Source organism: Stenotrophomonas sp. P5_A9, assembly GCF_056400525.1.
Genome location: NZ_JBFULC010000027.1, coordinates 1 through 25,310 on the forward strand (window position 1 = coordinate 1; position 25,310 = coordinate 25,310).

General features: G+C 67.4%; 27 protein-coding genes and 1 pseudogene. 12 read left to right on the forward strand and 16 right to left on the reverse strand.

Annotated elements, in window-relative coordinates; translation table 11 throughout:
• A partial coding sequence (locus AC1DR7_RS10420; RefSeq protein ID WP_478076475.1) for a YqgE/AlgH family protein occupies positions 1-222 on the reverse strand: 222 nt, incomplete at its 3' end.
• Between the two features lie 108 nt (positions 223-330).
• Here AC1DR7_RS10420 and AC1DR7_RS10425 point away from each other — a divergent pair.
• Positions 331-879, forward strand: coding sequence for a DNA-3-methyladenine glycosylase I (locus AC1DR7_RS10425; RefSeq protein ID WP_457319186.1), 549 nt, complete (start codon positions 331-333; stop codon positions 877-879).
• Positions 880-942: 63 nt separating this feature from the next.
• On the opposite strand, the gene AC1DR7_RS10430 is transcribed toward AC1DR7_RS10425, so the two are convergent.
• Together AC1DR7_RS10430 and AC1DR7_RS10435 are read right to left on the reverse strand one after the other, a co-directional pair.
• Positions 943-1,650 (reverse strand): YitT family protein, encoded by a 708-nt coding sequence (locus tag AC1DR7_RS10430; protein WP_256775704.1) that lies wholly within the window; start codon positions 1,648-1,650, stop codon positions 943-945.
• Positions 1,651-1,739: 89 nt separating this feature from the next.
• On the reverse strand, positions 1,740-1,949 hold the full coding sequence (locus AC1DR7_RS10435) for a DUF4287 domain-containing protein (RefSeq protein ID WP_457319180.1): 210 nt from the start codon (positions 1,947-1,949) through the stop codon (positions 1,740-1,742).
• Between the two features lie 170 nt (positions 1,950-2,119).
• Here AC1DR7_RS10435 and AC1DR7_RS10440 point away from each other — a divergent pair, with 170 nt between their 5' ends.
• Complete coding sequence (locus AC1DR7_RS10440) at positions 2,120-2,941, forward strand: alpha/beta fold hydrolase (protein ID WP_457319179.1); 822 nt, start codon at positions 2,120-2,122, stop codon at positions 2,939-2,941.
• A 128-nt stretch (positions 2,942-3,069) separates the two neighbouring features.
• Here the strand turns inward: AC1DR7_RS10440 and AC1DR7_RS10445 are convergent, their stop codons facing one another.
• The 4 genes from AC1DR7_RS10445 to AC1DR7_RS10460 form a co-directional block, all read right to left on the reverse strand.
• A complete protein-coding gene (locus AC1DR7_RS10445; RefSeq protein ID WP_457319178.1) occupies positions 3,070-4,053 on the reverse strand; it encodes an aldo/keto reductase in 984 nt (327 codons plus the stop codon).
• A 119-nt stretch (positions 4,054-4,172) separates the two neighbouring features.
• On the reverse strand, positions 4,173-4,733 hold the full coding sequence (locus tag AC1DR7_RS10450) for a hypothetical protein (protein ID WP_478051580.1): 561 nt from the start codon (positions 4,731-4,733) through the stop codon (positions 4,173-4,175).
• A gap of 230 nt (positions 4,734-4,963) precedes the next feature.
• Positions 4,964-6,100: a PilT/PilU family type 4a pilus ATPase gene (locus AC1DR7_RS10455; RefSeq protein ID WP_256775699.1), complete on the reverse strand. Its 1,137-nt coding sequence runs from the start codon at positions 6,098-6,100 to the stop codon at positions 4,964-4,966.
• A 51-nt stretch (positions 6,101-6,151) separates the two neighbouring features.
• Positions 6,152-7,189: a type IV pilus twitching motility protein PilT gene (locus tag AC1DR7_RS10460; RefSeq protein ID WP_256775698.1), complete on the reverse strand. Its 1,038-nt coding sequence runs from the start codon at positions 7,187-7,189 to the stop codon at positions 6,152-6,154.
• Between the two features lie 86 nt (positions 7,190-7,275).
• On the opposite strand from AC1DR7_RS10460, the gene AC1DR7_RS10465 reads away from it, so the two are divergent.
• Together AC1DR7_RS10465 and proC are read left to right on the forward strand one after the other, a co-directional pair.
• Complete coding sequence (locus AC1DR7_RS10465) at positions 7,276-7,956, forward strand: YggS family pyridoxal phosphate-dependent enzyme (RefSeq protein WP_478076476.1); 681 nt, start codon at positions 7,276-7,278, stop codon at positions 7,954-7,956.
• A gap of 32 nt (positions 7,957-7,988) precedes the next feature.
• Positions 7,989-8,810, forward strand: coding sequence for a pyrroline-5-carboxylate reductase (proC, locus tag AC1DR7_RS10470; protein ID WP_457320239.1), 822 nt, complete (start codon positions 7,989-7,991; stop codon positions 8,808-8,810).
• Positions 8,811-9,150: 340 nt separating this feature from the next.
• Here the strand turns inward: proC and AC1DR7_RS10475 are convergent, their stop codons facing one another.
• The gene (locus AC1DR7_RS10475; RefSeq protein WP_478052911.1) at positions 9,151-10,035 is read right to left on the reverse strand and encodes a LysR family transcriptional regulator; all 885 of its coding nucleotides are present in this window, start codon (positions 10,033-10,035) and stop codon (positions 9,151-9,153) included.
• Positions 10,036-10,131: 96 nt separating this feature from the next.
• On the opposite strand from AC1DR7_RS10475, the gene AC1DR7_RS10480 reads away from it, so the two are divergent.
• Positions 10,132-10,734: a short chain dehydrogenase gene (locus AC1DR7_RS10480; RefSeq protein WP_457320243.1), complete on the forward strand. Its 603-nt coding sequence runs from the start codon at positions 10,132-10,134 to the stop codon at positions 10,732-10,734.
• Between the two features lie 139 nt (positions 10,735-10,873).
• Here AC1DR7_RS10480 and soxR read toward each other — a convergent pair whose 3' ends face one another.
• Positions 10,874-11,308, reverse strand: coding sequence for a redox-sensitive transcriptional activator SoxR (soxR, locus tag AC1DR7_RS10485; RefSeq protein ID WP_457320245.1), 435 nt, complete (start codon positions 11,306-11,308; stop codon positions 10,874-10,876).
• 90 nt (positions 11,309-11,398) lie between these two features.
• On the opposite strand from soxR, the gene AC1DR7_RS10490 reads away from it, so the two are divergent.
• Positions 11,399-12,772 carry an MFS transporter gene (locus AC1DR7_RS10490; RefSeq protein ID WP_478052356.1) on the forward strand — a complete coding sequence of 458 codons (1,374 nt, stop codon included), beginning with the start codon at positions 11,399-11,401 and terminating at the stop codon, positions 12,770-12,772.
• A 22-nt stretch (positions 12,773-12,794) separates the two neighbouring features.
• On the opposite strand, the gene AC1DR7_RS10495 is transcribed toward AC1DR7_RS10490, so the two are convergent.
• Together AC1DR7_RS10495 and AC1DR7_RS10500 are read right to left on the reverse strand one after the other, a co-directional pair.
• Positions 12,795-14,738 (reverse strand): esterase/lipase family protein, encoded by a 1,944-nt coding sequence (locus tag AC1DR7_RS10495; RefSeq protein WP_478076477.1) that lies wholly within the window; start codon positions 14,736-14,738, stop codon positions 12,795-12,797.
• Positions 14,735-15,712: an Lnb N-terminal periplasmic domain-containing protein gene (locus tag AC1DR7_RS10500; protein WP_478052068.1), complete on the reverse strand. Its 978-nt coding sequence runs from the start codon at positions 15,710-15,712 to the stop codon at positions 14,735-14,737. Before AC1DR7_RS10500 ends, AC1DR7_RS10495 begins: the two co-directional genes overlap by 4 nt.
• Positions 15,713-15,874: 162 nt before the next feature.
• On the opposite strand from AC1DR7_RS10500, the gene AC1DR7_RS10505 reads away from it, so the two are divergent.
• Positions 15,875-16,285, forward strand: coding sequence for a GFA family protein (locus tag AC1DR7_RS10505; RefSeq protein WP_256775690.1), 411 nt, complete (start codon positions 15,875-15,877; stop codon positions 16,283-16,285).
• Between the two features lie 275 nt (positions 16,286-16,560).
• Here the strand turns inward: AC1DR7_RS10505 and AC1DR7_RS10510 are convergent.
• A pseudogene (locus AC1DR7_RS10510) lies at positions 16,561-16,762 on the reverse strand (efflux RND transporter permease subunit); the annotation flags it as partial.
• 234 nt (positions 16,763-16,996) lie between these two features.
• Here AC1DR7_RS10510 and AC1DR7_RS10515 point away from each other — a divergent pair.
• Entirely contained in the window at positions 16,997-17,524 is a 528-nt protein-coding gene (locus AC1DR7_RS10515) for a sensor histidine kinase (RefSeq protein WP_457320275.1), read from the forward strand.
• A gap of 3 nt (positions 17,525-17,527) precedes the next feature.
• Here the strand turns inward: AC1DR7_RS10515 and AC1DR7_RS10520 are convergent, their stop codons facing one another.
• Entirely contained in the window at positions 17,528-19,051 is a 1,524-nt protein-coding gene (locus tag AC1DR7_RS10520) for an MFS transporter (protein ID WP_457320269.1), read from the reverse strand.
• A 106-nt stretch (positions 19,052-19,157) separates the two neighbouring features.
• Between AC1DR7_RS10520 and AC1DR7_RS10525 the strand changes: the two genes are divergently transcribed.
• The 4 genes from AC1DR7_RS10525 (at position 19,158) to AC1DR7_RS10540 (ending at position 22,351) form a co-directional block, all read left to right on the forward strand.
• On the forward strand, positions 19,158-20,084 hold the full coding sequence (locus AC1DR7_RS10525) for a LysR family transcriptional regulator (RefSeq protein WP_457320271.1): 927 nt from the start codon (positions 19,158-19,160) through the stop codon (positions 20,082-20,084).
• Positions 20,085-20,142: 58 nt separating this feature from the next.
• Positions 20,143-21,279, forward strand: a complete 1,137-nt coding sequence (locus AC1DR7_RS10530) for a PepSY-associated TM helix domain-containing protein (RefSeq protein WP_478051950.1) — start codon at positions 20,143-20,145, stop codon at positions 21,277-21,279.
• Positions 21,276-21,458 carry a hypothetical protein gene (locus AC1DR7_RS10535; protein WP_457319500.1) on the forward strand — a complete coding sequence of 61 codons (183 nt, stop codon included), beginning with the start codon at positions 21,276-21,278 and terminating at the stop codon, positions 21,456-21,458. The genes AC1DR7_RS10530 and AC1DR7_RS10535 overlap by 4 nt, the downstream gene beginning before the upstream one ends.
• Positions 21,459-21,532: 74 nt before the next feature.
• Complete coding sequence (locus AC1DR7_RS10540; RefSeq protein WP_457319501.1) at positions 21,533-22,351, forward strand: sugar phosphate isomerase/epimerase family protein; 819 nt, start codon at positions 21,533-21,535, stop codon at positions 22,349-22,351.
• 148 nt (positions 22,352-22,499) lie between these two features.
• Here the strand turns inward: AC1DR7_RS10540 and AC1DR7_RS10545 are convergent, their stop codons facing one another.
• From AC1DR7_RS10545 to AC1DR7_RS10555, 3 genes are all read right to left on the reverse strand, one after another.
• On the reverse strand, positions 22,500-23,369 hold the full coding sequence (locus AC1DR7_RS10545; protein ID WP_478052913.1) for an SDR family NAD(P)-dependent oxidoreductase: 870 nt from the start codon (positions 23,367-23,369) through the stop codon (positions 22,500-22,502).
• A gap of 88 nt (positions 23,370-23,457) precedes the next feature.
• Positions 23,458-24,846, reverse strand: coding sequence for a serine hydrolase domain-containing protein (locus tag AC1DR7_RS10550; protein ID WP_457319503.1), 1,389 nt, complete (start codon positions 24,844-24,846; stop codon positions 23,458-23,460).
• A 71-nt stretch (positions 24,847-24,917) separates the two neighbouring features.
• Complete coding sequence (locus AC1DR7_RS10555) at positions 24,918-25,301, reverse strand: YbjQ family protein (RefSeq protein WP_457319504.1); 384 nt, start codon at positions 25,299-25,301, stop codon at positions 24,918-24,920.
• Between the last annotated feature and the right edge of the window lie 9 nt (positions 25,302-25,310).

Genomic DNA, 25,310 nt, shown 5'->3' on the forward strand with positions numbered 1-25,310 from the left:
GAGCACGACCTGCCCGCGCAGGGCGCTGTCGTCGGTGTCGATATCCATCTGCGCCAGCACTTCGCCCAGCGTGTACTCGGAAGGCTGGTTGACCAGCACCCCCATCGCACCGTTGTCGTCGTGCTGGCAGATCAGCGCGACACTGCGCGCGAAGGTGGGATCGGTCAGCGACGGCAGCGCGACCAGCAGGTGATGGGCGAGGGAGGTGGAAAGCTCGGACATGGGGGCCATTCTAGCCGCTGGCCGCGATGTGCGCTTTCGCGCTGACATAATGCAGACCTGCGCGTGCCCCGGCCTGCGCGGTTGACCCGCCATTCCAAGGAGCTGTACGTGTCCGGCTACTGCCTCATCGCCCCCGGCCATCCCGTCCACGGCCACTACCATGACCACGAGTACGGCTTCCCGCAACGCGAGGAGCGCGAGCTGTTCGAGCGCCTGCTGCTGGAAATCAACCAGGCCGGGCTCAGCTGGGAAACCATCCTGAAGAAGCGCGAGGGCTTCCGGGCGGCTTACGACGGCTTCGACGTGGACACGGTGGCCGCGTATGGCGAACGCGACATCGAGCGCCTGCTGGGCGATGCGCGGATCATCCGCAACCGGCTCAAGGTGCATGCGGCGGTCCACAACGCGCAAGTGATCCAGCAGCTGCGGGCCAGCCATGGCAGCTTTGCGGCGTGGCTGGACGCGCACCACCCGCAGGACAAGGCGGGGTGGGTGAAGCTGTTCAAGAAGACGTTCCGCTTCACCGGCGGTGAGATCACCGGCGAGTTCCTGATGAGCCTGGGCTACCTGCCCGGCGCGCACAGCCCGGACTGCCCGGTGTACGCGCGGCTGCAGAAACTGCGTGCCGACCCGCGGCCCGCGTCGGCCGGTCGGTAGACGGCTACCGTTGGTGTTGACCGTGGCGGGGATCGCGCACCGACAGCGGTCGGCACCTACCGGTTAGACGCCCATGTACCGGCCCGGCCGGTGGTTGAACATCAGCACCAGGCTGAGCACCACCGCGCCGATGGCCGAGTACATCACCTGGGACGGGGACAGCACGAAGAAAGCCACGCACATCAGCAGCGTGTCGAAGGACATCTGCACCTTGCCTGCGCTCCAGCCACGGGTGCGCTGCAGGTACACCGCGAGGATGCCGATGCCGCCGAGGCTGGCGCGGTGGCGGATGTAGAACAGGATGCCCAGCCCGGCCAGCGCGCCGCCCACCAGCGCCGAGTACAGCGGGGCGATGTGGGCAAAGTCGGCCCAGCGCGGCAGCAGGTCGGTGAGCACGCCGCAGGCGGTGACCGCGGCAAAGGTCTTCAGGGTGAACTCCCAGCCCATCCGGCGCACGGCCACCCAGTAGAACGGCAGATTGACCAGCACGAACACCAGGCCGAAATTCCAGCCGAAGGCGTAGTGGGCCAGGAACGCCAGCCCGGCCATGCCGCCGATCATCAGCCCACCCTTGGCGAAGATGGCCAGCCCCAGCGAGGCCACCAACGTGGCCAGGACCATGCCCTGCACGTCCTCGGCCACCGAATGGCGCAGCGCTGTTTCGTCGGCGACGGTACCGGCACTGTCCGGCGGCGGGGTCAGCGGGCCGGCGGTGACCAGGTGGCCGTCAGCGTCGTCGCACGGCGCGGGGCCATGGGAATCAAGGGACATGGGGGTGGGGGGTGAACGTGGGGAGCGGTATTAGACACGATCGGCGTGACAGTTGCAGGTGAACGCGATTCAGCCGCCCCTCTGCGGGGTCAGCCGCTCCTGAGATGGTGCGCCACCAGCGCATTGGCATGCCCATGGCCGAGCCCGTGCTCGGTCTTGAGGAAGGCCACCAGTTCCATGTGCCTGCCCCCGCCCTGGGCTGCCAGCAGCGCCAGCCAGTGCCCGACCGGCTGGCCGTAGGTCTTCTCGATGGACGGGAAATACGACGCCGGGCCATTGACCTTGGGGGTATCGCGCATGACGTTGCCTCGCTGGGGGGGTGCGACCGCGCCGGAATGGACGGTTCTGCTCCTACGACGCACCAGGGCGGGGGAAATCGACATCGGTCTTTCATGCCGGCTGAACGCGCTGCTGCGCAGCATGCCAAGGCACTTCCCGCCCCGCCCTTCCCTCCCCCGGAGTCCGCGTCATGCCTTTTGTCACCACGCCCGACAAGACCGAGATTTTTTACAAAGACTGGGGCCACGGCCAGCCCATCGTGTTCCACCATGGCTGGCCGCTCAGCGCCGACGACTGGGATACCCAACTGCAGTTCTTCCTGTTGCAGGGCTATCGGGTGATCGCCCATGACCGGCGCGGCCACGGCCGTTCCTCGCAGACCAGCGGGGGCCATGACATGGACACCTACGTGGCCGACGTCAACGCACTGGTCGACCACCTGGACCTGCGCGATGCGGTCCATGTCGGCCACTCCACCGGCGGTGGCGAGGTGGCCCATTACGTGGCCCAGGCCAAACCCGGCCGCGTGGCCAAGGCGGTGCTGGTCGGTGCGGTGCCGCCGGTCATGATCAAGAGCGCGGCCAATCCCGGCGGCACGCCCAAGGACGTGTTCGACGGCTTCCGCGCGCAACTGCTCGCCGGCCGCGCCAATTTCTACCGCGAGGTGCCCATTCCCTTCTACGGCTTCAACCGCGAGGGTGCGCCGGTGCAGCAGGGCGTGGTCGACAACTGGTGGCGGCAGGGCATGGCCGGCGCGATCAACGCGCACTACGACTGCATCCAGGCGTTTTCAGAAACCGACTTCACCGAGGACCTGAAGAAGATCGACGTGCCGGTGTTGGTGCTGCACGGCGACGACGATCAGATCGTGCCGATCGCCGACTCGGCCGAGCTGTCGATCACGCTGCTGAAACACGGCACGTTGAAGGTCTACAAGGGCTACCCGCATGGCATGTGCACGACGCACGCGGACGTGATCAATACGGACCTGTTGGCGTTCATCCGGGGCTGAGGAGGCGTGCCGACCCATGGTCGGTACCTACCGGGATGTCCGGTGCGTGGCGTGATGGCCGACGTCGCTACGCCATGCACCGGTAACGCACGACCGTTGGTCGTGCGTCCGGGCAGACGAATGCCAGCTCAGCGCGCGACCAGCGCCTGTCGCGCGGCGTTGTAGCGGTCGCCGACGATGGCGATGCTGTCCAGCGCATCGCCAATCTGCTGCAGGTCGGCGGCATCGAGCTGCAGCGATACCGCGCCCAGGTTTTCCGCCAGGCGATGCAGTTGGGTAGTGCCGGGAATCGGCACGATCCACGGCTTGCGCGACAGCAGCCAGGCCAGGGCGACCTGTGCCGGCGTGGCGCCCTTGGCCGTGGCAATGGCACTGATGCGGTCGACCAGGGCCTGGTTGGCCTGGCGCGCATCAGCGGCAAAACGCGGCACGCTGTTGCGGAAGTCATCGGCGGCGAACTGCGTATCGACGTTGATCGCGCCAGTCAAAAAACCCTTGCCGAGGGGACTGAACGGGACGAAGCCGATCCCGAGTTCCTCCAACACCGGCAGCACGCTCTGCTCGGGTTCGCGCCACCACAACGAGTACTCGCTCTGGAGTGCGGCCACCGGCTGCACCGCATGCGCGCGACGGATGCTGTCCACGCCGGCTTCGGACAAACCGAAGTGCTTCACCTTGCCCTCGGCGATCAGATCCCGGACCGTGCCGGCGACGTCTTCCATCGGCACATGGGGATCGACCCGGTGCTGGTAGAACAGATCGATGCGGTCGGTCTTCAACCGCGACAGGCTGGCCTCGGCCACCGCGCGGATACGCTCGGGACGACTGTCCAGGCCGGCATCGGCATGCCCGTCCTTGAACCCGAACTTGGTGGCGATCACCAGCTGGTCGCGGTACGGCGCCAGCGCCTGGCCAAGCAGTTCCTCGTTGCGGAACGGGCCGTAGACCTCGGCGGTATCGAAGAAGGTGACGCCCTGTTCGACCGCCGCGTGCAGCAGCGCGGTGGCCGCGCGGGTTTCGGTGGCCGGGCCGTAGCCGAAGCTCAGGCCCATGCATCCCAGGCCGAGCGCTGAAACGCGCAGGCCGCTGTTGCCCAGTTCTCGTGATTGCATGGGAGTTCTCCTGCGCCCGTCAGGCGCGCGGTGGATGGCCTGCCACCATACAGACCTCCCGGAGCGGGATTGAAGGTGTCCAGGTGCAGTCGGTCATGAACCCAGATCATCAATCCAGCTCAGCGTGCCTCAGGCAGGGTGATGCTTACTTCGCCCAGGATGATCACCGCCAGGAGCATCAACAACAACATGCCGCCTGCCAGGAGGATCAGGACGTGCCAGATCGTCAGGCGGTCCAGTCGCGTGCTGTCGATGCGCTCGTCGCGATGGTACTGGCGCAGTAGCGCGTTGACCGGCAACAACGGAACGAAGCTCAGGAACGCCAGCAGGGAGGCGGCGTTGTCCAGCCGGCCGACCAGGTTGAGGACCAGGAACACAATGCCCAGCAGCGCCACTGGAAAGGCCAGTTCGCGGCGGCGGCCGCGCACCAGATCGGCGAGCTGGGCAAAGCAGGAGAAGCACCACAGCGGGCAGAACACTGCACGTGCCCACGGCCACAGGTCTTGGCCGCTTTCGCGCTGGATGGCCTGCCAGTTACGCCAGAACCAGTACATCGTGTACAGGCCGAACGTCGCCAACGACATCGCGGCAAGCTTGAACGTGCCGGGAGCGAAGTACATGGGCTTGTCGGTCGCCTGCAGCAGCCCCGCACGCTGGTCCGGCGGCAGAGGCGCGGACATCGGCTGACCAGACGAGGGTAACGTCTGGCGCGGCGGGCTGTAGGGGTTGTGCATGTCCATATGCAGTCTTGCCTGGCAGGTTGTGGGCCGGCGGCCGCCGGTACCGCGCCCCCGATCGGGGGGCGGCGCGACTATGCCAGAGAAGAATTACGTCCGCCAGCGGGTGGGCAYGCGTCGGCCACGGGCAGGATCGCGCGCCTGCCGCTGGCCGTGGGAACGCGGCCGAGGCCTCAGCGCATTTCGGAGATCTCCACCCCGTCCAGGCCCTGCGACAACGTGCGCGCATCACCGCCCTGGGACAGCTTGATGCGCAGGCGCACTTCGTTCTGCGAGTCGGCGTAACGCAGGGCGTCCTCGTAGCTGATCTCGCCGGCCTGGTACAGCTCGAACAGGCTCTGGTCGAAGGTACGCATGCCCAGCTGCACCGACTCCTTCATCACTTCCTTGAGCTTGTGGATTTCGCCATCGCGGATGTAGTCCTGCACCAGCGGCGTGCCGAGCATGATCTCCATCGCGACCTTGCGCGACTTGCCATCCGGCGAGGGCACCAGCTGCTGGGCGACCACGCCCTTGAGGTTCAGCGACAGATCCATCAACAGCTGGTTGCGGCGGTCTTCGGGGAAGAAGTTGATGATGCGATCCATCGCCTGGTTGGCGTTGTTGGCGTGCAGCGTGCACAGCACCAGGTGACCGGTTTCGGCAAACGCGATGGCGTGGTCCATGCCCTCACGGGTACGCACTTCGCCGATCATGATCACGTCCGGCGCCTGGCGCAGGGTGTTCTTCAGCGCCGCTTCCCAGCTGTCGGTATCGATGCCCACTTCACGCTGGGTGATGATGCAACCTTCGTGCTTGTGCACGAATTCGATCGGGTCTTCGATGGTGATGATGTGCCCGGTCGAGTTGTGGTTGCGGTAGCCGATCATTGCCGCCAGCGAGGTGGATTTACCGGTACCGGTAGCGCCCACGAACAGGATGATGCCGCGCTTGGTCATCGCCAGCGTCTTGATGATCGGCGGCAGGTTCAGCTCTTCAACCGTAGGGATGCGCGTTTCGATCCGGCGCAGCACCATGCCGACCTGGTTGCGCTGGTAGAAGCAGCTCACGCGGAAGCGACCGACACCGGACAGGCCGATGGCGAAGTTGCATTCGTGGGTCTTTTCGAACTCTTCGCGCTGCGCCGGCGTCATCACGTTGAGCACCATGTCGCGGCTCTGCTGCGGCGTCAGCGGGGTCTGGGTGATCGGCGAGATCTTGCCGTTGACCTTGATCGCCGGCGGCATGCCCGCGGTGATGAACAGGTCCGACGCCTTCTGATGCGCCATCAGTTTGAGGAACGAGGTGAAGTCGATGGTGGTGGTGCTCATCGCGGTGTACTCCGAAGGTTTCCAGGAGCCGGCCAGCGGCCGGCACTACCACTATTCGAAAATCCGCTTGTCCTTGGCGTACTCGCGCGCCTGGTTGCGGGTGATCAGGCTGCGCTTGACCAGGTCCTGCAGGTGCTGGTCCAGGGTCATCATGCCCATCTGCTGGCCGGTCTGGATCGCCGAGTACATCTGCGCCACCTTGTCCTCGCGGATGAGGTTGCGGATGGCCGGAGTGCCCACCATGATTTCCCACGCGGCGGTACGCCCGCCACCGACCTTCTTCAACAGGGCCTGGGAGATCACCGCGCGCAGCGACTCGGACAGCATCGAGCGCACCATCGGCTTTTCGCCGGCGGGGAACACGTCGATGATGCGGTCGATGGTCTTGGCCGCCGAACTGGTGTGCAGCGTGCCGAACACCAGGTGGCCGGTTTCCGCGGCGGTCAACGCCAGGCGGATGGTTTCCAGATCGCGCAATTCGCCGACCAGGATGATGTCGGGATCTTCACGCAGGGCCGAGCGCAGCGCTTCGTTGAAGCCGTGCGTGTCGCGATGCACTTCGCGCTGGTTGATCAGGCACTTCTGCGAGGTGTGCACGAATTCGATCGGATCCTCGACGGTGAGGATGTGGCCGTATTCGTTCTTGTTGATGTAGTCGATCATCGCCGCCAGCGTGGTCGACTTGCCCGAACCGGTCGGGCCGGTGACCAGGATCAGGCCCTGCGGCTGGTCGATCAGCTCGCGGAAAATCGGCGGCGTGTTCAGGTCTTCCAGCGTCAGCACTTCGGACGGAATGGTACGGAATACCGCACCGGCGCCGCGGTTCTGGTTGAAGGCGTTGACGCGGAAACGTGCCAGCGACGGAATCTCGAACGAGAAGTCGACCTCGAGGAATTCCTCGTAATCGCGACGCTGCTTGTCCGACATGATGTCGTAGACCAGCGCGTGTACCTGCTTGTGGTCCAATGCCGGAATATTGATGCGACGGACATCGCCGTCGACGCGGATCATCGGCGGCAGGCCTGCCGACAGATGAAGATCCGACGCTTTGTTCTTTACGGAAAACGCCAACAGTTCGGCGATATCCATGCGCTGCTACTCCCCATGACTGCTGCGACTGGAAGGTTCTTTCCCCGGGCGGCAGTATAGCGTTCCTGATCTACCGGAAAACGCCCGTGTCCGCGCTGCCCCTGCCGACGATTTTGCTGAACCTGCACAACGCAGCCGCCGCCGCCGGACGGCCAGACCCTGCCCTGCTGGCCGTGTCCAAGACCCAACCGGCCGAGGCGGTGGCGGCACTGGCCGCCCAGGGCCAGCGCGCGTTCGGCGAGAACTACGTGCAGGAAGCGCTGGGCAAGATCGAGGCGCTGGCCGCTTTGGGCCTGGAATGGCATCTGATCGGCCACCTGCAATCGAACAAGGCCGAGCTGGCCGCCCGGCACTTCGACTGGGTGCAGAGCGTGGACCGGCCCAAACTGGTGACGGCGCTGGCCGCGCATCGGCCCGCCGCCCTCGCCCCGCTGAACGTGCTGATCCRGGTCAACATCGACGACGAGGACAGCAAGCACGGCTGCGATCCCGAGGCGGTGCCGGCGTTGGCGGCAGCGATCAGCGCCGCGCCACAGCTGCGGTTGCGTGGGCTCATGGCCATCCCCGCGCCGTGGCCCGATGCCGCGCGCCGCCAGCAGGCCTTCGAGCGCATGCGCGACCTGTTCCAATCGCTGTCGGCGACGTATCCGCAGGTGGATACGCTGTCGATGGGCATGAGCGGGGATTATCCCGACGCGATCGCCCATGGCGCGACCATGGTGCGGATCGGCACCGCCCTGTTCGGCACGCGCCCGCGCGCGGCCTGATGCTTCATCAACCCCATTCCCAAGGAGATCGCATGAGCGCTTCCCCGCTTACTTTCATCGGCGGCGGCAACATGGCCCGCAGCCTGATCGCCGGGCTGATCCGACAAGGCGTGGCGCCGGCGCAGATCCATGTCGCCGAGCCCGTCACCGGGCTTCGCGAACAGCTCACCGCCGACTTCGGCGTGAAGACCTACGCCAGCGCCACCGAGGCCGCCGCCCAAGGCACGGTGTGGGTGCTGGCGGTGAAACCGCAGGTGCTGCGCGATGTGTGCGCCGCGCTGTCGGACCTGGCGCATGCGAAGCAGCCGCTGGTGCTGTCGATTGCCGCAGGCATCACCAGCGCGCAGCTGGAACGCTGGCTGGGCGGCAACCCGGCCGTGGTGCGGGCGATGCCCAACACGCCGGCCCTGCTCGGCGCCGGGGTGACCGGCCTGTACGCCACCGCCGGCGTCAGTGCCGCCCAGCGCGCGCAGGCCGACACGGTGCTGGCCAGCGCGGGGCGCACGGTGTGGATCGACGATGAGGCGCGCATGGACGCGGTGACCGCGGTGTCCGGCAGCGGCCCGGCCTATGTGTTCCTGCTTGCCGAAGCGATGGAAGCGGCCGCCGTGGCCCAGGGACTGCCGGCTGATGCGGCGCGCACGCTGGTGGTGCAGACCCTGCTCGGCGCCAGCCGCATGCTGGACGAATCCGGCGAGGCCCCCACCGAACTGCGCCGCCGCGTGACCTCGCCCAACGGCACCACCCAGGCGGCGATCGAGAGCTTCCAGGGCGATGACTTCGAAGCGATCGTGGCACGCGCGATCGACGCCGCCACCCGGCGCGGGCAAGCGTTGTCGGCCGCGAACGACTGAGCCCCCGGTAGAGCCACCCCATGGGTGGCTGGCGCGGTGCCGGAACGAAAAGCAGCCACGCATGGCGTGGCTCTACCTGGCAGRCCCCCGACCGGGGTAGAGCCACCCCATGGGTGGCTGGCGCGGTGCCGGAACGAAAAGCAGCCACGCWTGGCGTGGCTCTACCTGGCAGMCCCCSGACCGGGGTAGAGCCACCCCATGGGTGGCTGGCGCGGTGCCGGAACGAAAAGCAGCCACGCWTGGCGTGGCTCTACCTGGCCGCCCCCCGACCGGGGGTAGAGCCACCCCATGGGTGGCTGGCGCGGTGCCGGAACGAAGCGCAGCCACGCATGGCGTGGCTCTACCGTGGCGGGACGTTGGCCAGCAGGAAGTCCACGAAGCTGGACAGCTTCGGTCTTGGCCGGCGATCAGGCAGGTACACCAGGTGCAGCGGGCGCGGCTCGGGCAGGTAGTCGGCCAGCACCGGTTGCAGGCGCCCGGCGGCGATGTCCTCGGCAAGCAACACTGCCGGTTGCAGGATCAATCCCGCACCGGCCAGGGCGGCGCGGCGCAGGCCGTCGCCGTCGTTGCAGAGCAGGCGCGACTGCGCCGACCAGTCCTGCTCGGGATGCCCGCGCAGGCGCCAACCATGGCCACCACGCCAGGCCAGGTGGGTCAGGCAATCATGATCGCGCAGGTCCGCCGGGTGTTGGGGAAGGCCCTTGCGCTGCAGGTAGGACGGCGCCGCGCAGATCTGCATGGCATACGGCGGTAACGGTCGCGCCACCCATTCGGCCGAGCCGATCTGGCCCATGCGCACCACCGCATCGAACTGTTCTTCGATCAGGTCCACGCGCCGGTTGCTCAAGTCCAGCCCCACGGTCACCTGCGGGTAGGCGGCCAGGTACTGCGCCACCAGCGGGGCCAGCACGCAGCTGCCCCAGGTGACCGGTGCGCTGATCCGCAGCACGCCCTGCGGCTGCGCCTGCAGCCCTTCGACGCTGGCCTCGGCCTGCTGCACCTGTTCCAGCACGGTGCGGCAGCCGGCCAGATAGTTACGGCCGGCATCGGTGAGGCTTTGGCGGCGGGTGTTCCGCTGCAGCAGGCGCACCCCGAGGTGGGCTTCCAGCTGCTGGATGTACTTGCCGACCATCACCGAGGACACCGCCATGTGCGCGGCGGCGGCATTGAAGCTGCCGTGTTCGACCACGGCGACAAAGGCCTGCATGCAGCGCAAGGTGTCCATTGGTAACCACGGGTTTGCAATCTACAAAGCATACGCCCGTTACCTAACCGGCGATCCAGGCGCAGACTGCCTGCACACCTTTCGGAAGCCCCTCCCATGAAGATCCTTCTCGTTGGCGCCAGCGGCACCCTTGGCCAGGCCGTAGCCGCCACGCTGGGCCATCATCACCAGCTGATCCGCGCCGGCCGTCACGGGGGCGATGCGCAGGTCGACCTGACCGACGATGCCAGCGTGCAGGCGCTGTTCCAGCAGATCGGGAACGTCGATGCGGTGATCGCCACCACCGGACGCCTGCATTTCGGCCCGCTGGCCGGGATGAGCCCGACGCAGTTCAACCTGGGCCTGCAGGACAAGCTGCTCGGCCAGGTCCGGCTGAGCCTGGTCGCCCAGCACCATCTGAACCCGGGCGGTTCAATCACCCTGACCAGCGGCATCGTCAGCGCGCAGCCGATCCGCGACGGCGCCAATGCCACCTCGGTCAATGCGGCGCTGGAGGGTTTCGTGCGCGGCGCGGCCTGCGAACTGCTGCCGCGTGGGCTGCGCATCAACGTGGTAAGCCCGAACGTGCTGGTCGAATCGATGGACGATTACGGCGCCTACTTCCCCGGCTTCGAACCGGTGACCGCCCATCGCGCGTCGCTGGCCTACCAGCGCAGCGTGGAAGGCGTGCAGAGCGGGCAGGTGTTCACCGTGTGGTGAGGGCGGTGCCGGCCAGCGGCCGGCACTACCTCCCACATGCCGGGTACCTCGATGCCCTGCCATACCGGGACCGGTAGTGCCGGCCGCTGGCCGGCTCCTGACGACGGAGGGCACTACGAGAGCCGGCCAACGGCCGGCACTACTCCCAGCGGCGGGGGCCGTCGCCCTGATCGCCCAGTGCGTCCTCGGGATTGGTCAGGCGACAGCGTTTCAACGACAGGCAGCCGCAGCCGATGCAATCGGTGAGCTGGTCGCGCAGCAGCAGCAGTTGCGCGATGCGCTGGTCCAGTTCGCTGCGCCACAACGCCGACATCCGGGCCCACTCGGCCTTGGTCGGGGTCTTGTTCTCCGGCAGCGCCGCAAACGCGGTCGCCACCGCCTCCAACGGCATGCCAACGCGCTGGGCGACGCGGATCACCGCCAGCCGGCGCAACACGTCGCGCGCGAAACGGCGCTGGTTGCCGGCCGTGCGCAGGCTGCGGATAAGCCCTTTGCGCTCATAGAAATGCAACGCCGAGACGGCCACGCCGCTCCGTTTGGCCACTTCCCCTACACTCAGTTCCTGCGCGATCACTGCTTGACCTCAACCTTGGTTCAGGTGGCATCCTGCGCGCCGCCGGGATGCACTACAAGTCCGGTCCTTCCCCCGATGTCTGGAATCCGCATGTCCGTTGATGCCGCACCCCCACCCGTCGCCCTCCCGGCGGTGGAGACCCCGATCCCCTCGATTCTGTCGCCGGCCTATCGCGCCACCACCATCGGCACGGTCGCGCTGGTGTCGCTGCACGCTTTCGAGGCGCTGGCAGTGGCCGCGGCGATGCCGACCGTTGCCCAGGCGCTGGACGGACTGCCGCTGTATGCCCTGGCGTTCGGCGGCACCCTGGCCACCAGCGTGATCGGCATGACCCTGGCCGGGCGCTGGAGCGATCAGCAGGGGCCGGCGCGACCGTTGTGGCTGGGCCTGGCCAGCTTCATCGCCGGCCTGCTGGTGGCCGGGCTGGCCCAGCACATGCCGGTGCTGGTGCTGGGAAGGTTGCTGCAGGGGCTGGGCGCAGGGGCGATCTCGGTGGCGCTGTATGTGCTGGTCGGGCGGACCTTCCCCGAGCCGATGCGGCCGCGCGTGTTCGCCGCGTTTTCAGCCGGCTGGGTGGTGCCCTCGCTGATCGGCCCGGGCATCAGCGGGCTGATCGTGCAGCACCTGGGCTGGCGCTGGGTGTTCCTGATCGTGCCGCTGCTGGCCATTCCCGCCGCCCTGCTGCTGCGCCCTGCCCTGCGCAACCTCGCCCCGGCCGGGGCGGCAAAGGGCAACCGCACGGTGGTGCGCTGGGCGATCGGTGCCTCGGCCGGCGCGCTGCTGCTGTACGTCGGCGGCCAGCAGCGCGGCTGGGCAGCGGTGTCGATGCTGCTGCCAGCGATCGCGTTGCTGGCGTTGTGCAGTTGGAAGCTGCTGCCGGCCGGCACGCTGCGGCTGCGCCGTGGCCTGCCCAGCGTGATCGCACTGCGTGGCATCGCCGCGTCGGCCTTCTTCGGCTGCGAGGCGTTCCTGCCGTTGTTGCTGCAGCGCGAACGCGGGCTGAGTCCCTTGTTTGCAGGGGTGGCGTTGAGCCTGGGCGCGCTGGGCTGGTTCAGCGGGTCGTGGATGCAGGGTCATCAACGCCGCGGCTGGTCGCGCCGCCAACTGCTGACCGGCGGCGCACTGCTGATGAGCGTGGGCATCGTGGTCACCGCGCTGGCCCTGCAACCGGCGGTGCCGCTGTGGTGCGCGCTGGCCGGGTGGAGCATCACCGGGCTGGGCATGGGCATGATCTACCCGAGCCTGTCGGTGCTGACCCTGTCGTTGTCACCGCCCGCGCAGCAGGGCGCCAACACCTCGGCCCTGCAGTTGAGCGAGGCCCTGGCCGTGGCCACCACGCTGGCGGTGTCCGGCTCGCTGTTCGCGCTGTTCCTGCAGGGCAACGTGGTGGTCGGCTACCTGCTCACGTACGTAATCATGCTGATGCTGGCGGTGCTGGGCGTGCTGGTCGCGCGGCGGATCTGATCGCCGACGCGACGGTGCTGCCTCAGTGCCCGACGTCCTTGAGGTCCTCGCGCAGGATGCGGCGGATCTCCAGCACGGCCTGCGGGGTTTCCTGCACGCTGTGCCCGGAGATGATCACCTTCTCCGATACCGCCCCGTCCAGATGCGCGCTCCAGTACGGCACCAGGCCATCGTCGGACTGCTGCAGCGGCACGTCCGGTTTGCGCTGGGCGATGATCGAGTGGTACTTCAGGCCCGGCTCGATCGGCAGCGCGCCGGCGGCCTTGACGAACGGATCGCTGGCCTTGAGGTTGTCGATGCTGTTGGGGATCTGCAGTTTGGTCTGCTGTGCGGACTGCGTTTCGGCCTGCTGCAATGTCTGGAACACATCCTCGAACTTGCCCARCAGGGTGATCGGCAGGCGCACCAGCCGGCCGATCAGACGCCCGACACGGTTGCCGGCGATGTCGGTGCCCTTGTGCGGGGCGGCAATGAAAATGGCGCGCTCCACGTTCGGTTCGGCGGTGAAGTGCAGCAGCGGACCGAGCTTGGCTTCCACGCGCTTGAGGCGTTCCCCCTTGAGGTCATAGTTGGCCAGCAGCTGGTCCCACAGCACATCGCCCGAAGAGGTGACCAGCAACCGCGCCAGCACGCCGCCCATGCTGTGGCCGATGAACACCATGTCCTTGGACGCCGGCGTGCTGCCGTCGGGATCGAAGTGCTTGAGCGTGTTGTTGAACGCCTGGTTGATCTCATAGCGGTTCAATGCGATCGGCGCGTTGGTCGGGTAATACACCTRCCACACCTGGAAGTGCTTGCGCAGTTCGGGGTCGCCCATCACCTCGTTGGCCACGTTCACCCACGCCTCCGGGCTGCTGCCCAGACCGTGCAGCATGAAGATGATGCGGCGGTTGGGGTCCCATGGCTGCATCAGGTACATATGCGGTTCGCCGATGCCTTCGCTGAGCCCGAACAGGGTGCGCAGCGACTGCGTGGCAAAGCCGGACTGCGCCAGCCACATGCCGTAGGCCGCAGTGAAGTTGCCGGCCAGCGGCACTTTCTCGCCGTGCAAGTTGACGCTCTCGGTGGACTCCGGTGAGTACACATCGAACAACACCTGGGTGGTGTCCAGCACCTGCTTGAGGGTGTCGCCCTTGAAGCGCAGCAGCGCGGTGGCGTTGATCGCCGACATTTCACTGTACTGGGGAATCTCGGCCTTCTGCCCGTCCGCCGCGGCGATCAGCTTGGGCGGGTCCATCACCACCACCAGTTCGGCGCCGAAGCCATCGCGGCGATAGGTGCTGCGCAGGCCGGCAAAGCTCAGCGACGAGGCCGAGACCATGCCGGTGGGAATGCTGGGCATGCGCAGCTCGTCGAAGTCCGAGGTCAGCGTCCAGCGCTCGCCGGCCACCGGTGCGTTGTAGTCCTCCCCTTCCAGCGCGCTCTCGCGGGCGCGCTTGAATACCACCGCGGCGGTCTGCTCGGCGGCGTAGTTGTAATAGTCGCGGACCTGGGTCTGGCGATCCTCGAAGGCCCGGTCCGATGGCGTGCGCCCACTGAAAAACAGGTAGGCGTAGGCATAGCGCGCCGCTTCCAGCCACGCATCCAGCGCCGCATCGCTCATCGGATGCTTGTCGCGATCCTTGGGCTTGGGGCTCAACCCCAACGCGTTCTTCACCCACAACTCGGACAGCGCGGAAAGCCGCTGTTCCTCGGGCAGCACGTCGGTGTCTTCCAGGGTCTTCTGGCAGGTCGCCACGTCCTTGGCGCACGTATCCTCGTCCAGCCCGATCACGCTCAACGTCTCCTGCGAGGCGGCGCTGAGCTTGCCCGAGGTGAGCACGTCGCCGCGCTTGTTGGCCAGGTAGTCGGTGGGGGCCACCTGTTTCATGGTCACCATCGCGCAGCCGCTGGACAGCAGCAGCGACAGCACCACCGCCAGCAACGGCAGCGTGCGGCGCGGGAACCTCATGGACAGCCGTTTCATGGAACGCTTCCTTGCTCGGCGCCGGGCATGCCCTGGCGGATCAGTCGGGAAAAATCGGGATCGTCGCCGGCGGCGCGTGCGCGATCGGTGATGCGGCCGCGCGCCTTCAACGTGGCAAAGTCCACGCCCGGCGTCAGCACGCTCAGGTCGCGTGCATACTCGGCGAAATAGCCCGACACCAGCAGCCGGTAATCCAGCGGCAGGCCCGGCGCGATCTGCTTGGCCAGTTCGTACACGATGGTGGTGCAGTTGCTGGTAAGCGTGTTGTAGAACGCCGGGGCGGCATCCAGCTTGCGTGCCTCGCCCAGGTAGGACACGAACAGGCCCTTGAGCTGTTCGCGCGTCATGCCGTGCAGCCGATACAGGTAGACATCTTCGCCACGCACGTTGCTGCGCACGCGGATGATGTCGGTTTCCTCCGAGGCCACCAGGGTCATCTCGAACTTGCGGAAGAACCCGCCCAGTGCCGAGAACGACTCACCGCGCTCCTTGCGGATCTCCAGCGAGAACACCAGGTAGCGACCGTCGGCGAAGCCGAAAGACACCAGCGTGTGGGCGATCATCGGTCCCATCCAGTAGGACATCACCAGGTCGGCCGAGCGCAGCTGGTCCAGGTCATAGCTGCGCCGCACCCAGCGCACGTCGTGGTCGTCTTCGCTGCGCCAGGTGAAGTCGCGGACGTTGTCCAGCACGACATGCTGTCCGTCGAACGCAACGACCTTCAGCCGTTGGGCCACGTCATCGGCCCAGACCCGGTCCTGGCGCGGGGTGAGCAGCAGCCACCACACCCCCGAGGCCACCAGCGCGGCCACGTACAGCGCGCCCGGCCAGCGCCCGGCGCGCGCGCGCCCGACCGCCACTGCCGTGGTCAGCGCGAAGCCCAGCCACACCGCGATCGCGATCCCGCGCAACCACCCCGGACCGGGCAACTGGTAGGCCAGCAGGCCGGTGATCCACAGCGCTGCGACCAGCATCACCAGCGCCAATCCCCATCGTCCTGCCTTCTTCACGCGTCGTTCCGTCGTTGGTTCGGGGCGCTAGTTAGCCATAACCGGGGTGTGGGGAACATATCTGCGTGTTCAGTTTGGGCCGGCGGCATACTTGCAGGCCCCGGTCCACCCCTCAGGAGTTGTCGCATGCAGGGTCTGCGTTCCATCGGCGGCGTGCCGATCCAGCGCCATCATCTGGCCCGCTGCCACTGCGGCGCGGTGGTCCTGCGCCTGCATCTTCCCGACGGCGTGCTGTCGCCGCGGCGCTGCGACTGTTCGCTGTGCCGGCGCAAGGGGGCGATCGTGGGCTCGGTAAAGCTGGCCGACCTGGAGGTGATCCAGGGCGACCAGACGCTGCGTCTGTACCAGTTCAACACCCACGTGGCCCGGCACTGGTTCTGCAGCATCTGCGGCATCTACACCCACCACCAGCGCCGCTCCTCGCCGGACGAGTACGGTTACAACCTCGGCTGCCTGGACGGGATCAACCCGTACGCGCTGGGCGACGTGCCGGTCAACGACGGGGTGAACCACCCTTCCGACCGTACACCGGGCTAGTGGCTGCGCCGCCGCGGCGGCGGTGCCACTTTCTGCCAGGGCGCCGCCATCCGGGGGCGTCCCACGCGCAGCGGGCGCTTGAACACGGGGCGACGCTGCGCGGCGTCCGCGGGGCTTGCAGGCGGCGGTGTCTGCGTGGCCGGCCGTGCAGGCCAGAGTCGGTCGAGCAACCACATGGCAGGTCTCCGTGGGGGACGGTGACGGGTGACGTTACCGACGCGTTGGCATAGGCCAGGTGAGGCCGGCACGACAATCGTGTGACGACCCGCCGGTCCTCATTGCACGGTGCGCGCCTTGCCCACCCCACGCACCAGCACGAAGAACAATGGCACCAGCACGATCGCCAGCAGCGTGCCCGAGAGCATGCCGCCGATCACGCTCATGCCGATCTCGCGCCGACTCACCGCACCGGCGCCCGTAGCCAGTCAGGGGGATGACGCCGGCGATGAACGCCAGCGAGGTCATCACGATCGGCCGCTTTCCGGGCGTCCGGATGAAATCGACCGGCTGTCGAGCATCGTCAACGCCATGCTCGAACGCATCGAGCAGTTGATGACCGAAGTCAAAGGCGTGTGCGACAGCATCGCCCACGACCTGCGCACACCGCTCACCCGGCTGCGCGCACACCTGTACCGCACCCGCGTCGAACTGGGCGAAAACGATCCGCACACCGACCAGATCGACAAGGCGCTGGTCGAAGCCGATCTGCTGATGGCGCGCTTCACCGCCCTGCTGCGCGTGTCCGAACTGGAAAGCCATCAGCGCCGTTCGGCCTTCGTCGAGGTGGATGTGCCCGAGCTGCTGCGGGAGCTGCACCAGTTCTACCTGCCGCTGGCCGAAGAGAAGCAGCAGGTGTTGCAGTTGGAAATCGCCGCGCCATTGCCACCGGTCAGCGGCGACCGCGAACTGCTGTTCGAAGCCCTGGCCAACCTGCTGTCCAATGCGTTGCGCTTTACCCCCGAACACGGCCGCGTCCTGCTGCGCGCGGTGGAGGACGCCGGCGCCACCCGCATCGATGTCATCGACAATGGCCCCGGCATTGCGCCGCAGGACCGCGCGTTGGTCTACCAGCGCTTCTTCCGTGGCACCGACGAGACCGGCCCGGGAGACGGCTTCGGGTTGGGCCTGTCGATCGTCGCCGCCATCGCCGGCCTGCACGGCTTCCGCGTGCGCACCGGCGAGGCACCCGACGGCGGCGCGTGGCTGAGCATCCGTTGCATCGCCGATGCGCTGGTTTGAGCCTCATCCATCGGCGCTGGCCGCCGCAGGCATCCGTTCCCTCCCCAGCAAGGCGTAGACCAGCAACGCACTGCCGGCGGTGAGTGCGGCCAACCCCCGCAGCAGCCAGACCAGCGCGTCGCGGCTGGCCTGCTGCAGTACCTCCACCGGCACCCCCGGCAGCAGGGCCGACGCCTGCGCCAGCGAACCGGTGGCCAGGTAAGCACCGGCCTTGCCCAGGGTCGCCAGCGGCACACCGCTACCCGGCGCCAAACGGTGTGTCACCAGCGCAGCCAGCACGGCCGTCACCGCCGCAAGCGCGATCCCCTCACCCGCCACCCGCACCGTGCCGAAAATGCCGGCGGCCATGCCGGCGCGCTGCACCGGCACCACGCTCACCGACAGCCCGTCCATCAGGCCCCATGGCAGCGCAGTGCCGGCACCGATCAGCAGCATCGCCGGCCACCACTGCGTGGGCGCCACATGCAGCGCGCGTTGCGACAACAGATACAGGCCCACCGCGCACACCGCCAGGCCCAGCGTGCACAGCCGTGCCGCGCTGAAGCGTCGCGCCCAGCCGGCGGCCAACATGGGCAACACCAGCATCGGCGCGGACAGCGCCAGCATCTGCAGGCCCACCTGCAGCGGCGACTGCGCCTGCACGCCCAGCAGGTGCAGCGGCAGGACCACCAGCAGCACCACGTAACCGAAGCAGGTCGCCACCGGCAGCAACTGCACGCCGAGGAAGCCGCGTTGCGCGAACAACGACAGGTCCAGCAGCGGTTGCCGCTGGCCGCGCTCGATCCGCACGAACAGGGCCAGCAACACCGCCGTGGCCAGCAACGCGCCCACCACGGCTGGCGAGCGCGGCCCGTGTTCGCCCAGCAACAACAAGGCGACGGTCAACGCCGCCAGCATCAGGCTGAAGCTGATCATGCCGGCCACATCCAGGCGCACGTGCTGGCCCCGGCTCTCGTCCAGGTGCCGCCGGGCCAGCGCCCACGCCGCCAACGCAAGCACCCCGCCCGAGGCGAACACGCTGCGCCAGCCCAGCGCCTGCAGCAGCATCCCGGCCAGCAGCGGTCCCAGTGCCAGGCCGACACCAAACATCGTGCCCATCAGCGCAAACACCCGGGTACGCGCATGCCCATCGAAGCGTTGCGCCAACGCCGCCCCACCCGACGCCAGCGCGGCGGCGGCGGCCACGCCCTGCGCGCCACGCGCAAGATCCAACCAGCGCAGATCCGGCGCCAGGCACACCGCCAGCGTGGCCAACACGAAACCGCCGGTGCCGCACAGGAACAGGCGGCGGCGCCCGAGCCGGTCGGCCAGACCACCGGCGGCCAGCAGCAGGCTGCCGAAGCTGAGCATGAAGGCATTGGTGACCCAGGCCAGCGCCGCGGGCGATCCCGGGAAGCGGCTGGCCAGCACGGGTACCGCCACCGCCCCGGCGGAAAACGAGAGCGGCAAGGCCAGCGCCGCCAGGCATACGGCCAGCACGGCCCAGCGCGGATCGCGCCGGGACGGCTCAAGGGAAAACAGGGACATGGGATCTTCCAGCGAAGTCGGGTATTGACGATAAGGGTGCGGCTATCTGCAATAAATGGCGCCAAAGTCGTTTGATTACGGCCACTTCTTCCGTAATGATCCGGACATGGACTCGATCACCGCCCTGCTAGCCTTCGTCCGCACTGCCGAGGCCTCCAGCTTCGTGGGCGCCGCCCGCAGCCTTGGCTTGTCGCCTTCCACCGTCGGCAAGCGCGTGGCCCGGCTCGAACAGGACCTCGGCGTGCGCCTGTTCCAGCGCACCACCCGGCGCGTGCGCCTCACCGAAGAAGGCGAGGTGCTGCTGCAGCGCTGCAAGCGCGCGCTGGACGAGCTGTCTGAAGCGCGCGCCGACCTCAGCCAGCGCCAACAGTCGCCCAGCGGCTTGCTGCGGGTGGGCCTGCCTACGATCGGCTACCGTTTCCTGTTGCCATTGCTGCCGCTGTTCCGGCAGCGCTACCCGGGCGTGCAACTGGAGCTGGATTTCAACGACCGCCTTGTCGATGTGGTCAGCGAAGGGCTGGACGTGGTGATCCGCAGCGGCGAGCTCGCCGACTCCAGCCTGATGGCACGCCGGCTCGGCCCGTTCCACTTCGTCCTGTGCGCAGCGCCTGCGCATCTGCATGCGCACGGTCAACCGGCCACGCTGACGCAACTGGCCACCCAGCCTGCGGTGCGCTTCCGGTTCCCGACCACCGGCAAGCTGCAGGCCTGGTCACTGCCCGGCCACGACGACGACGCGGGCGACGCGCTGGTCACGGTGATGACCTGCAACAACATGGAGGCGCTGCTGGCCGCGGCGATCGGCGGCATGGGCGTGGCGTGGATGCCCGACTTTCTCGCCGCCGAGGCACTGGCCGATGGCCGCCTGCAGGAACTGCTGCCCGACCACCCGCGCCAGCCCGGTCAGTTCTCGCTGCTGTGGCCTGGCAATCGCCAACCCAACGCGCGGCTGCGTGTGTTCATCGACTTCATGGCCGAACACCTGTTTCCCGGCGTTGCACCCCCGCCGCCACAGCGCCGTGGCCACCGCTGACCGCCGCGGCCGCATCACGTACCATCGCCGGCAACCTCGCCAGCCCCGCGCCAGCCGAATGCAACGATCCACCCTCAACGCCTGGTTCCTCGTGCACAAGTGGACCAGCCTGGTCTGTACCGTGTTCCTGTTGCTGCTGTGCCTCACCGGGCTGCCGCTGGTCTTCGGCGAGGAAATCGCCCACCTCAGCGAGCCGGAGGTCACCAGCGCCGCAGCCGATGCGGTGCCGCGCGATCTGGATGCGCAGGTTCGCACCGCGCTGCAACGCTATCCCGGCGATGTACCGCTGTTCGTCGGCTGGGATCCGGATGCGCCCACCGTCTACGTCAACACCGGTGCACGCGTGGATACCCCGCCACCGCAGATGCACACCGCGCTGCTGCATGCGATCACCGGCGAGGTACTGCCGGCCGCGCAGTTCAACGAAGGGGTGATGTACTTCCTCTACCGCCTGCACACCGACCTGTTCCTTGGGCTGCCGGGCATGCTGTTCATGGGCGCGATGGGGGTGCTGTTCGCCATGGCGATCGTCTCCGGGCTGGTGCTGTACGGCCCGTTCATGCGCAAGCAGCCATTCGGCACGCTGCGCACCGGCCGCAGCCGCCGGTTAGCGTGGCTGGACCTGCATAACGTACTCGGCGTCGTCACCCTCGGCTGGGCGCTGGTGGTGGGTATCACCGGCGCCATCAACACCGTCGCCAAACCACTCGAACAGGCATGGCAGGGCGAGCAGTTGGGCGAATTCGCCGCGCGCTATGCAGGGCAGCCACGCCCGGCCACGCTGGCGTCGCTGCAGGCTGCGGTGGATACCGCGCGCGCCGCCGAGCCAGGCATGCGTCCGGCCTTCGTCAGCTTTCCCGGCACCGGCTATAGCGGCGATCACCACTATGGCGTGTTCATGCAGGGCAACAGCGCACTCACCGAGCGCCTGTATCGCCCGGTCCTGGTCGATGCACAGACCGGCACGCTCACTGCGCAGCCCCAGCTGCCGGTCTACATGAGCGTGCTGCTGCTCAGCCAGCCGCTGCACTTTGGCGATTACGGCAAGCTGCCGCTGAAGATCCTGTGGGCGCTGCTGGATCTGCTGACCATCGCCGTGCTGGTCACCGGCCTGTACCTGTGGCTCAAGCGCGGCAGCACCGAGGCGCGCGTGAGCGAACTCGAGCGCGCCGCACGGACCGGAGCCGCCGCGTGAACCGGCCCCGTTCCGCACCACGCAGCCCGTTCATCGCCCCGGCCTGGATCGCTGCGGTTAGCGTGCTCGGCCTGGTCAGCGCCCTGATCGGCGACGGCGTGTTCGACGTGGTCTCCTGGCTGGTGTTCGCCGTACTCATCGCGCTGGTGGTGCGTGCGTGGGTGAAGCGCACGCGCTGAGCGGCGTGTCTGCACGTGTAGTGCATGGTGGCATCGCTAGCATCGGGCGCGTCACCTCCCCCACCGGCTCACCCATGTCGCTCCTGCCCGGCCCGCGCTTCCTCAACACCGTACTGCTCGGCGGCAGCACCGATCAGAAACTGCAGGCCGCCGCAGCGGCCGGCTTCGCGCAGGTCGAACTGTGGCGCGAGGACGTGCAGGCCGCCTCGGTGGACGCCGTACGTGACGCACTCGCACGCACCGGACTGCAGCTGACCGACCTGCAGGTGCTACTCGATTTCGACGGTGCCCCGGCAGCCACGCGCGAGGCCAAGCGCGACGAAGCGCAGTTGCTTCTGGACATGGCCGTCGCCGTCGGTGCCGGCACGGTGCTGGTGCCCGCCTGCACCACGCCGGACTGCCAGACGCACCAGGTCACTGCCGATCTCCGCTGGCTCTGCGGGCAAGCTTCCGCGCGCGGTCTGCGCATCGCCTACGAGGCCATGGCATGGAGCCACCTGCATTCCACCGTGCCGTCGGCATGGCAACAGATCCAGGCAGTGGATGCCGACAATCGGGATCTGGTGGTCGATGCCTTCCATCTGTTCGCCGCCGGTCGTGGCGTCGACGACCTGCAAGGCATTCCGGCAGACAGAATCGCGCTGGTGCAACTGTCGGATGTGACCACCCAACCGCAGCCCGGTGCCGTGAAGCAGCAGGCCCGACACGCACGCTGCCTGCCCGGCAGCGGCATCTGGCCAGTGGCGGCGCTGGTGCAGCGACTTGCGCGCATGGGGTACACCGGGCCGATTGGCCTGGAGGTGTTCAATGATGCGATGAAGGCGCGCGACCCGGCCGCGGTGGCCAGCGACGCCATGGCGGCACTGGACCGGGTATTGCGCGCGCCCCGCTAGAGCCGTCGTTGAACGAGGGCCTATCTATCCCAACCACGTTGCTGTGTAGACCGATGCAAGATCCGCTGCCTGCAGGAACTGCTGCAACGCAGGTGCCGGCGGGACGGCATGCACGCACAACGGCACTGCGAGTCCCGCACCATGGTCGTCAAACAGCCGGCCGCGCAATCGCCGTCCACTGCGCGGCGACATCCTCGATGCTCTCCGCCCGCACCGCACGCAGGTCGCGCGGATACGCCACATCCTCGGCCTCCACGCTCCGCGTGGCATGGAACTGGCCATTGCTCGCGCGCAGGATCCAGCCACCCTCGCCGCACGCCGCCGACGCCAGATACGCAACACCCGGTGCCACCGCATCGGGATGCAACTCATCCGGCTCACCCTGCACGCCCCACATCCGCGTCTTGGCCACCGGCGACACCGCGTTGACCACGATCCCGTGCGGCGCGCCCTCCGCGGCCAGCACGTTGACGATGCCCACCGCAGCCAGCTTCGCCGCCGCGTAGGCCGCCAGCCCGTGCTGCACGTACTGCGGATACAGCGCGCGATCAGAAGTAGTCAGCACGATGCGTCCGTAGCGCGCGTCCTGCATCGACGCCCATGCAGCCTGCGCCAGCCACAGGGGCGCCTTCGCGGCAATCGCCATCATCGCGTCGAAGCGCTCGTCCTCCAGCGTGTCGATCGGCTGGTACTCGACCCACCCGGCGTTGTGGATGATGAAATCCAGGCGACCGAAACGCTGCAGGGTATCGGCCACCAGGGCCCGGCACTCCGCGCGATTGTCGAGCGCACCGTGCGCGGCATGTACCACCAGGCCCTGCCCGCACAGCTCGGCCACCGCCCGTTCAATCCGCTGCGGATCAAACCCGGTGCCGTCACGGTCGGCCCCCACATCGTGCATCACCACCTGCGCACCGCGCCGTGCCAGCAAACGGCTGTAAGCCAGGCCAAGGCCACCGGCCGCGCCGGTGACCAGGCCGACCTGGCCGGTAAACGAGAAGATTGATTCGTTATCCATCGAAGCAGCATGCGGCCTGCACTGCACCCGTGACCAATACCGATGGCGTGCTGTTGCGATACATGCGAAGTATCACGGGCGCATGCCGCTAGAGCGGTAACCGGTTCGCCACGAAATTGACCACATTGCCCATCGCTTCAGGATCGACATTACTCAGTCCTACCAGCACATATCCCTGCGCGGGCATCGCATAGAACACGGCGTTGGCGCCGGGTGCGCCGCCTTCATGACCGTACAGCCGATCACGACCCTCACCACGCACCATGAACCCATAGCCGTACCAGGCCTTATGATTCTGCGGGGAGGTCGCCGCTGCCAATGACGTAGGCGACAGCAGCTTGCCCGCACGCAGCGCCTCACCGAACTTCAGCATGTCGTCGACGGTGCTGTAGCCACCACCGGCCGAGGTAGCGCGCCACGGCAGCGATGCCGTTTCCACTGTCCATCGGCCATCGACCTTGGTATACGGCTTGGCCCTGCCGACGACCGGCATCGACTCGGGCTCGGATCCGGTCGCGCTCATGCCCGCTACGCGATAGATGTGTTCGTCGACATAGTCGTAGTACGACTGTTCCGAGACCGCCTCGATGACGCTGCCCAGCAGAATGAATGCATAGTTCGAATACTGGTCCCGGCTTCCCGGCGTGAACGCCACTGGCTCCTCCCCAAACACCGCCCAGTAGTCCTGAAGCGTCCTGAGACTGTCGGCGTTGCTGGTGGCCTTGTCACCAAAGATATCGCCCAGTCCGCTGGTGTGGTCCAGAAGCTGACGCAGCGTGACCGACCCTGCGACCGACGGGTTCGGGTAGCGCGGCAGGTGTTTGGCCAGYGTATCGTCCAGCGACAGCTTGCCCGCTTCCTGTAGCTGCAGAATGGACACAGCGGTGAACATCTTGTTCAACGACGCCAACCGGAATCGGGTAGCGCGCGCCACCGCCAGGCCCTGCTCACGATCGGCAAGGCCGCCGTGCCACGCCATCTGGACGTCTCCCTGCCTGGCCACCAGGAACACCCCCCCGAGGTCGCCAGTCGCCTGCAGCGCATCCAGACGCGTCTTGGCCGCGTCCAGAACGTCAGCCATCGCCATGCGCCTGGGCTGGTATTTCGCGGGGGTCTGCGCGCCTTCGAACGCGAACGCGGCCGACCGCTTGTCCGGGTCGAGCGTCGCCGTCACCAGCATCACACGGTCATTGGCGCTGGGCAGCAGCAGCATCTGCACTTTCCCCGGCGTGCTGGCGACGACCTCCAGCACCCGCAGCTCCCCGGTCTCTGCGCGGAACTCAAGATCGCCCTTCGCGTCAGCGCGCATCTTGTACTGTTCCCGGAAGGCCGCCAGCGCATCGCGATCACCGTCGTTGAATGCGGCCAGCCACGCCCTCAGCGCGTGTTCGGCCTCACCCGTCACCAAGGGCGTTCCGGCGTGGGCCGTGATCGAGAACAGCAGCAGTGCAACTACCAGTGATTTCAACAGGCGCATGCAGTTCACCTTGTCGTTTGGAAGAGAAAGCGGCCTCAACGCCGGCCACTACCGGGCAAAGCGAATGCGCGTCAGCCAAGCGCGGGTTCAACCACCACCGCCGTGCCATAGCACAGCACTTCCGTCAGTCCGGTCATCACATCGGTGGCGTCATACCGCATGGCGATGATCGCGTTGGCACCCAGCAGGCGCGCATGCTTGGCCATGTCCCGATAGGTCTCCTCGCGGGCCTGCTCGCACAGCTCGGTATAGATGGTGATGTTGCCGCCGAAGATCGTCTGCAACCCGCCGAGGAAATTGCCCACTATCGAACGCGAACGCACGGTGATGCCACGCACCACGCCCAGGCTGCGCACGATGCGATAGCCGGGCAGCTCCATGGCGGTTGTCACCATCGAATCGTCGAGCCGGGTAGCCGAACCGGCGCGCGGACTGCTGTTGTAAGGATCGGTCATTGCGGCCTC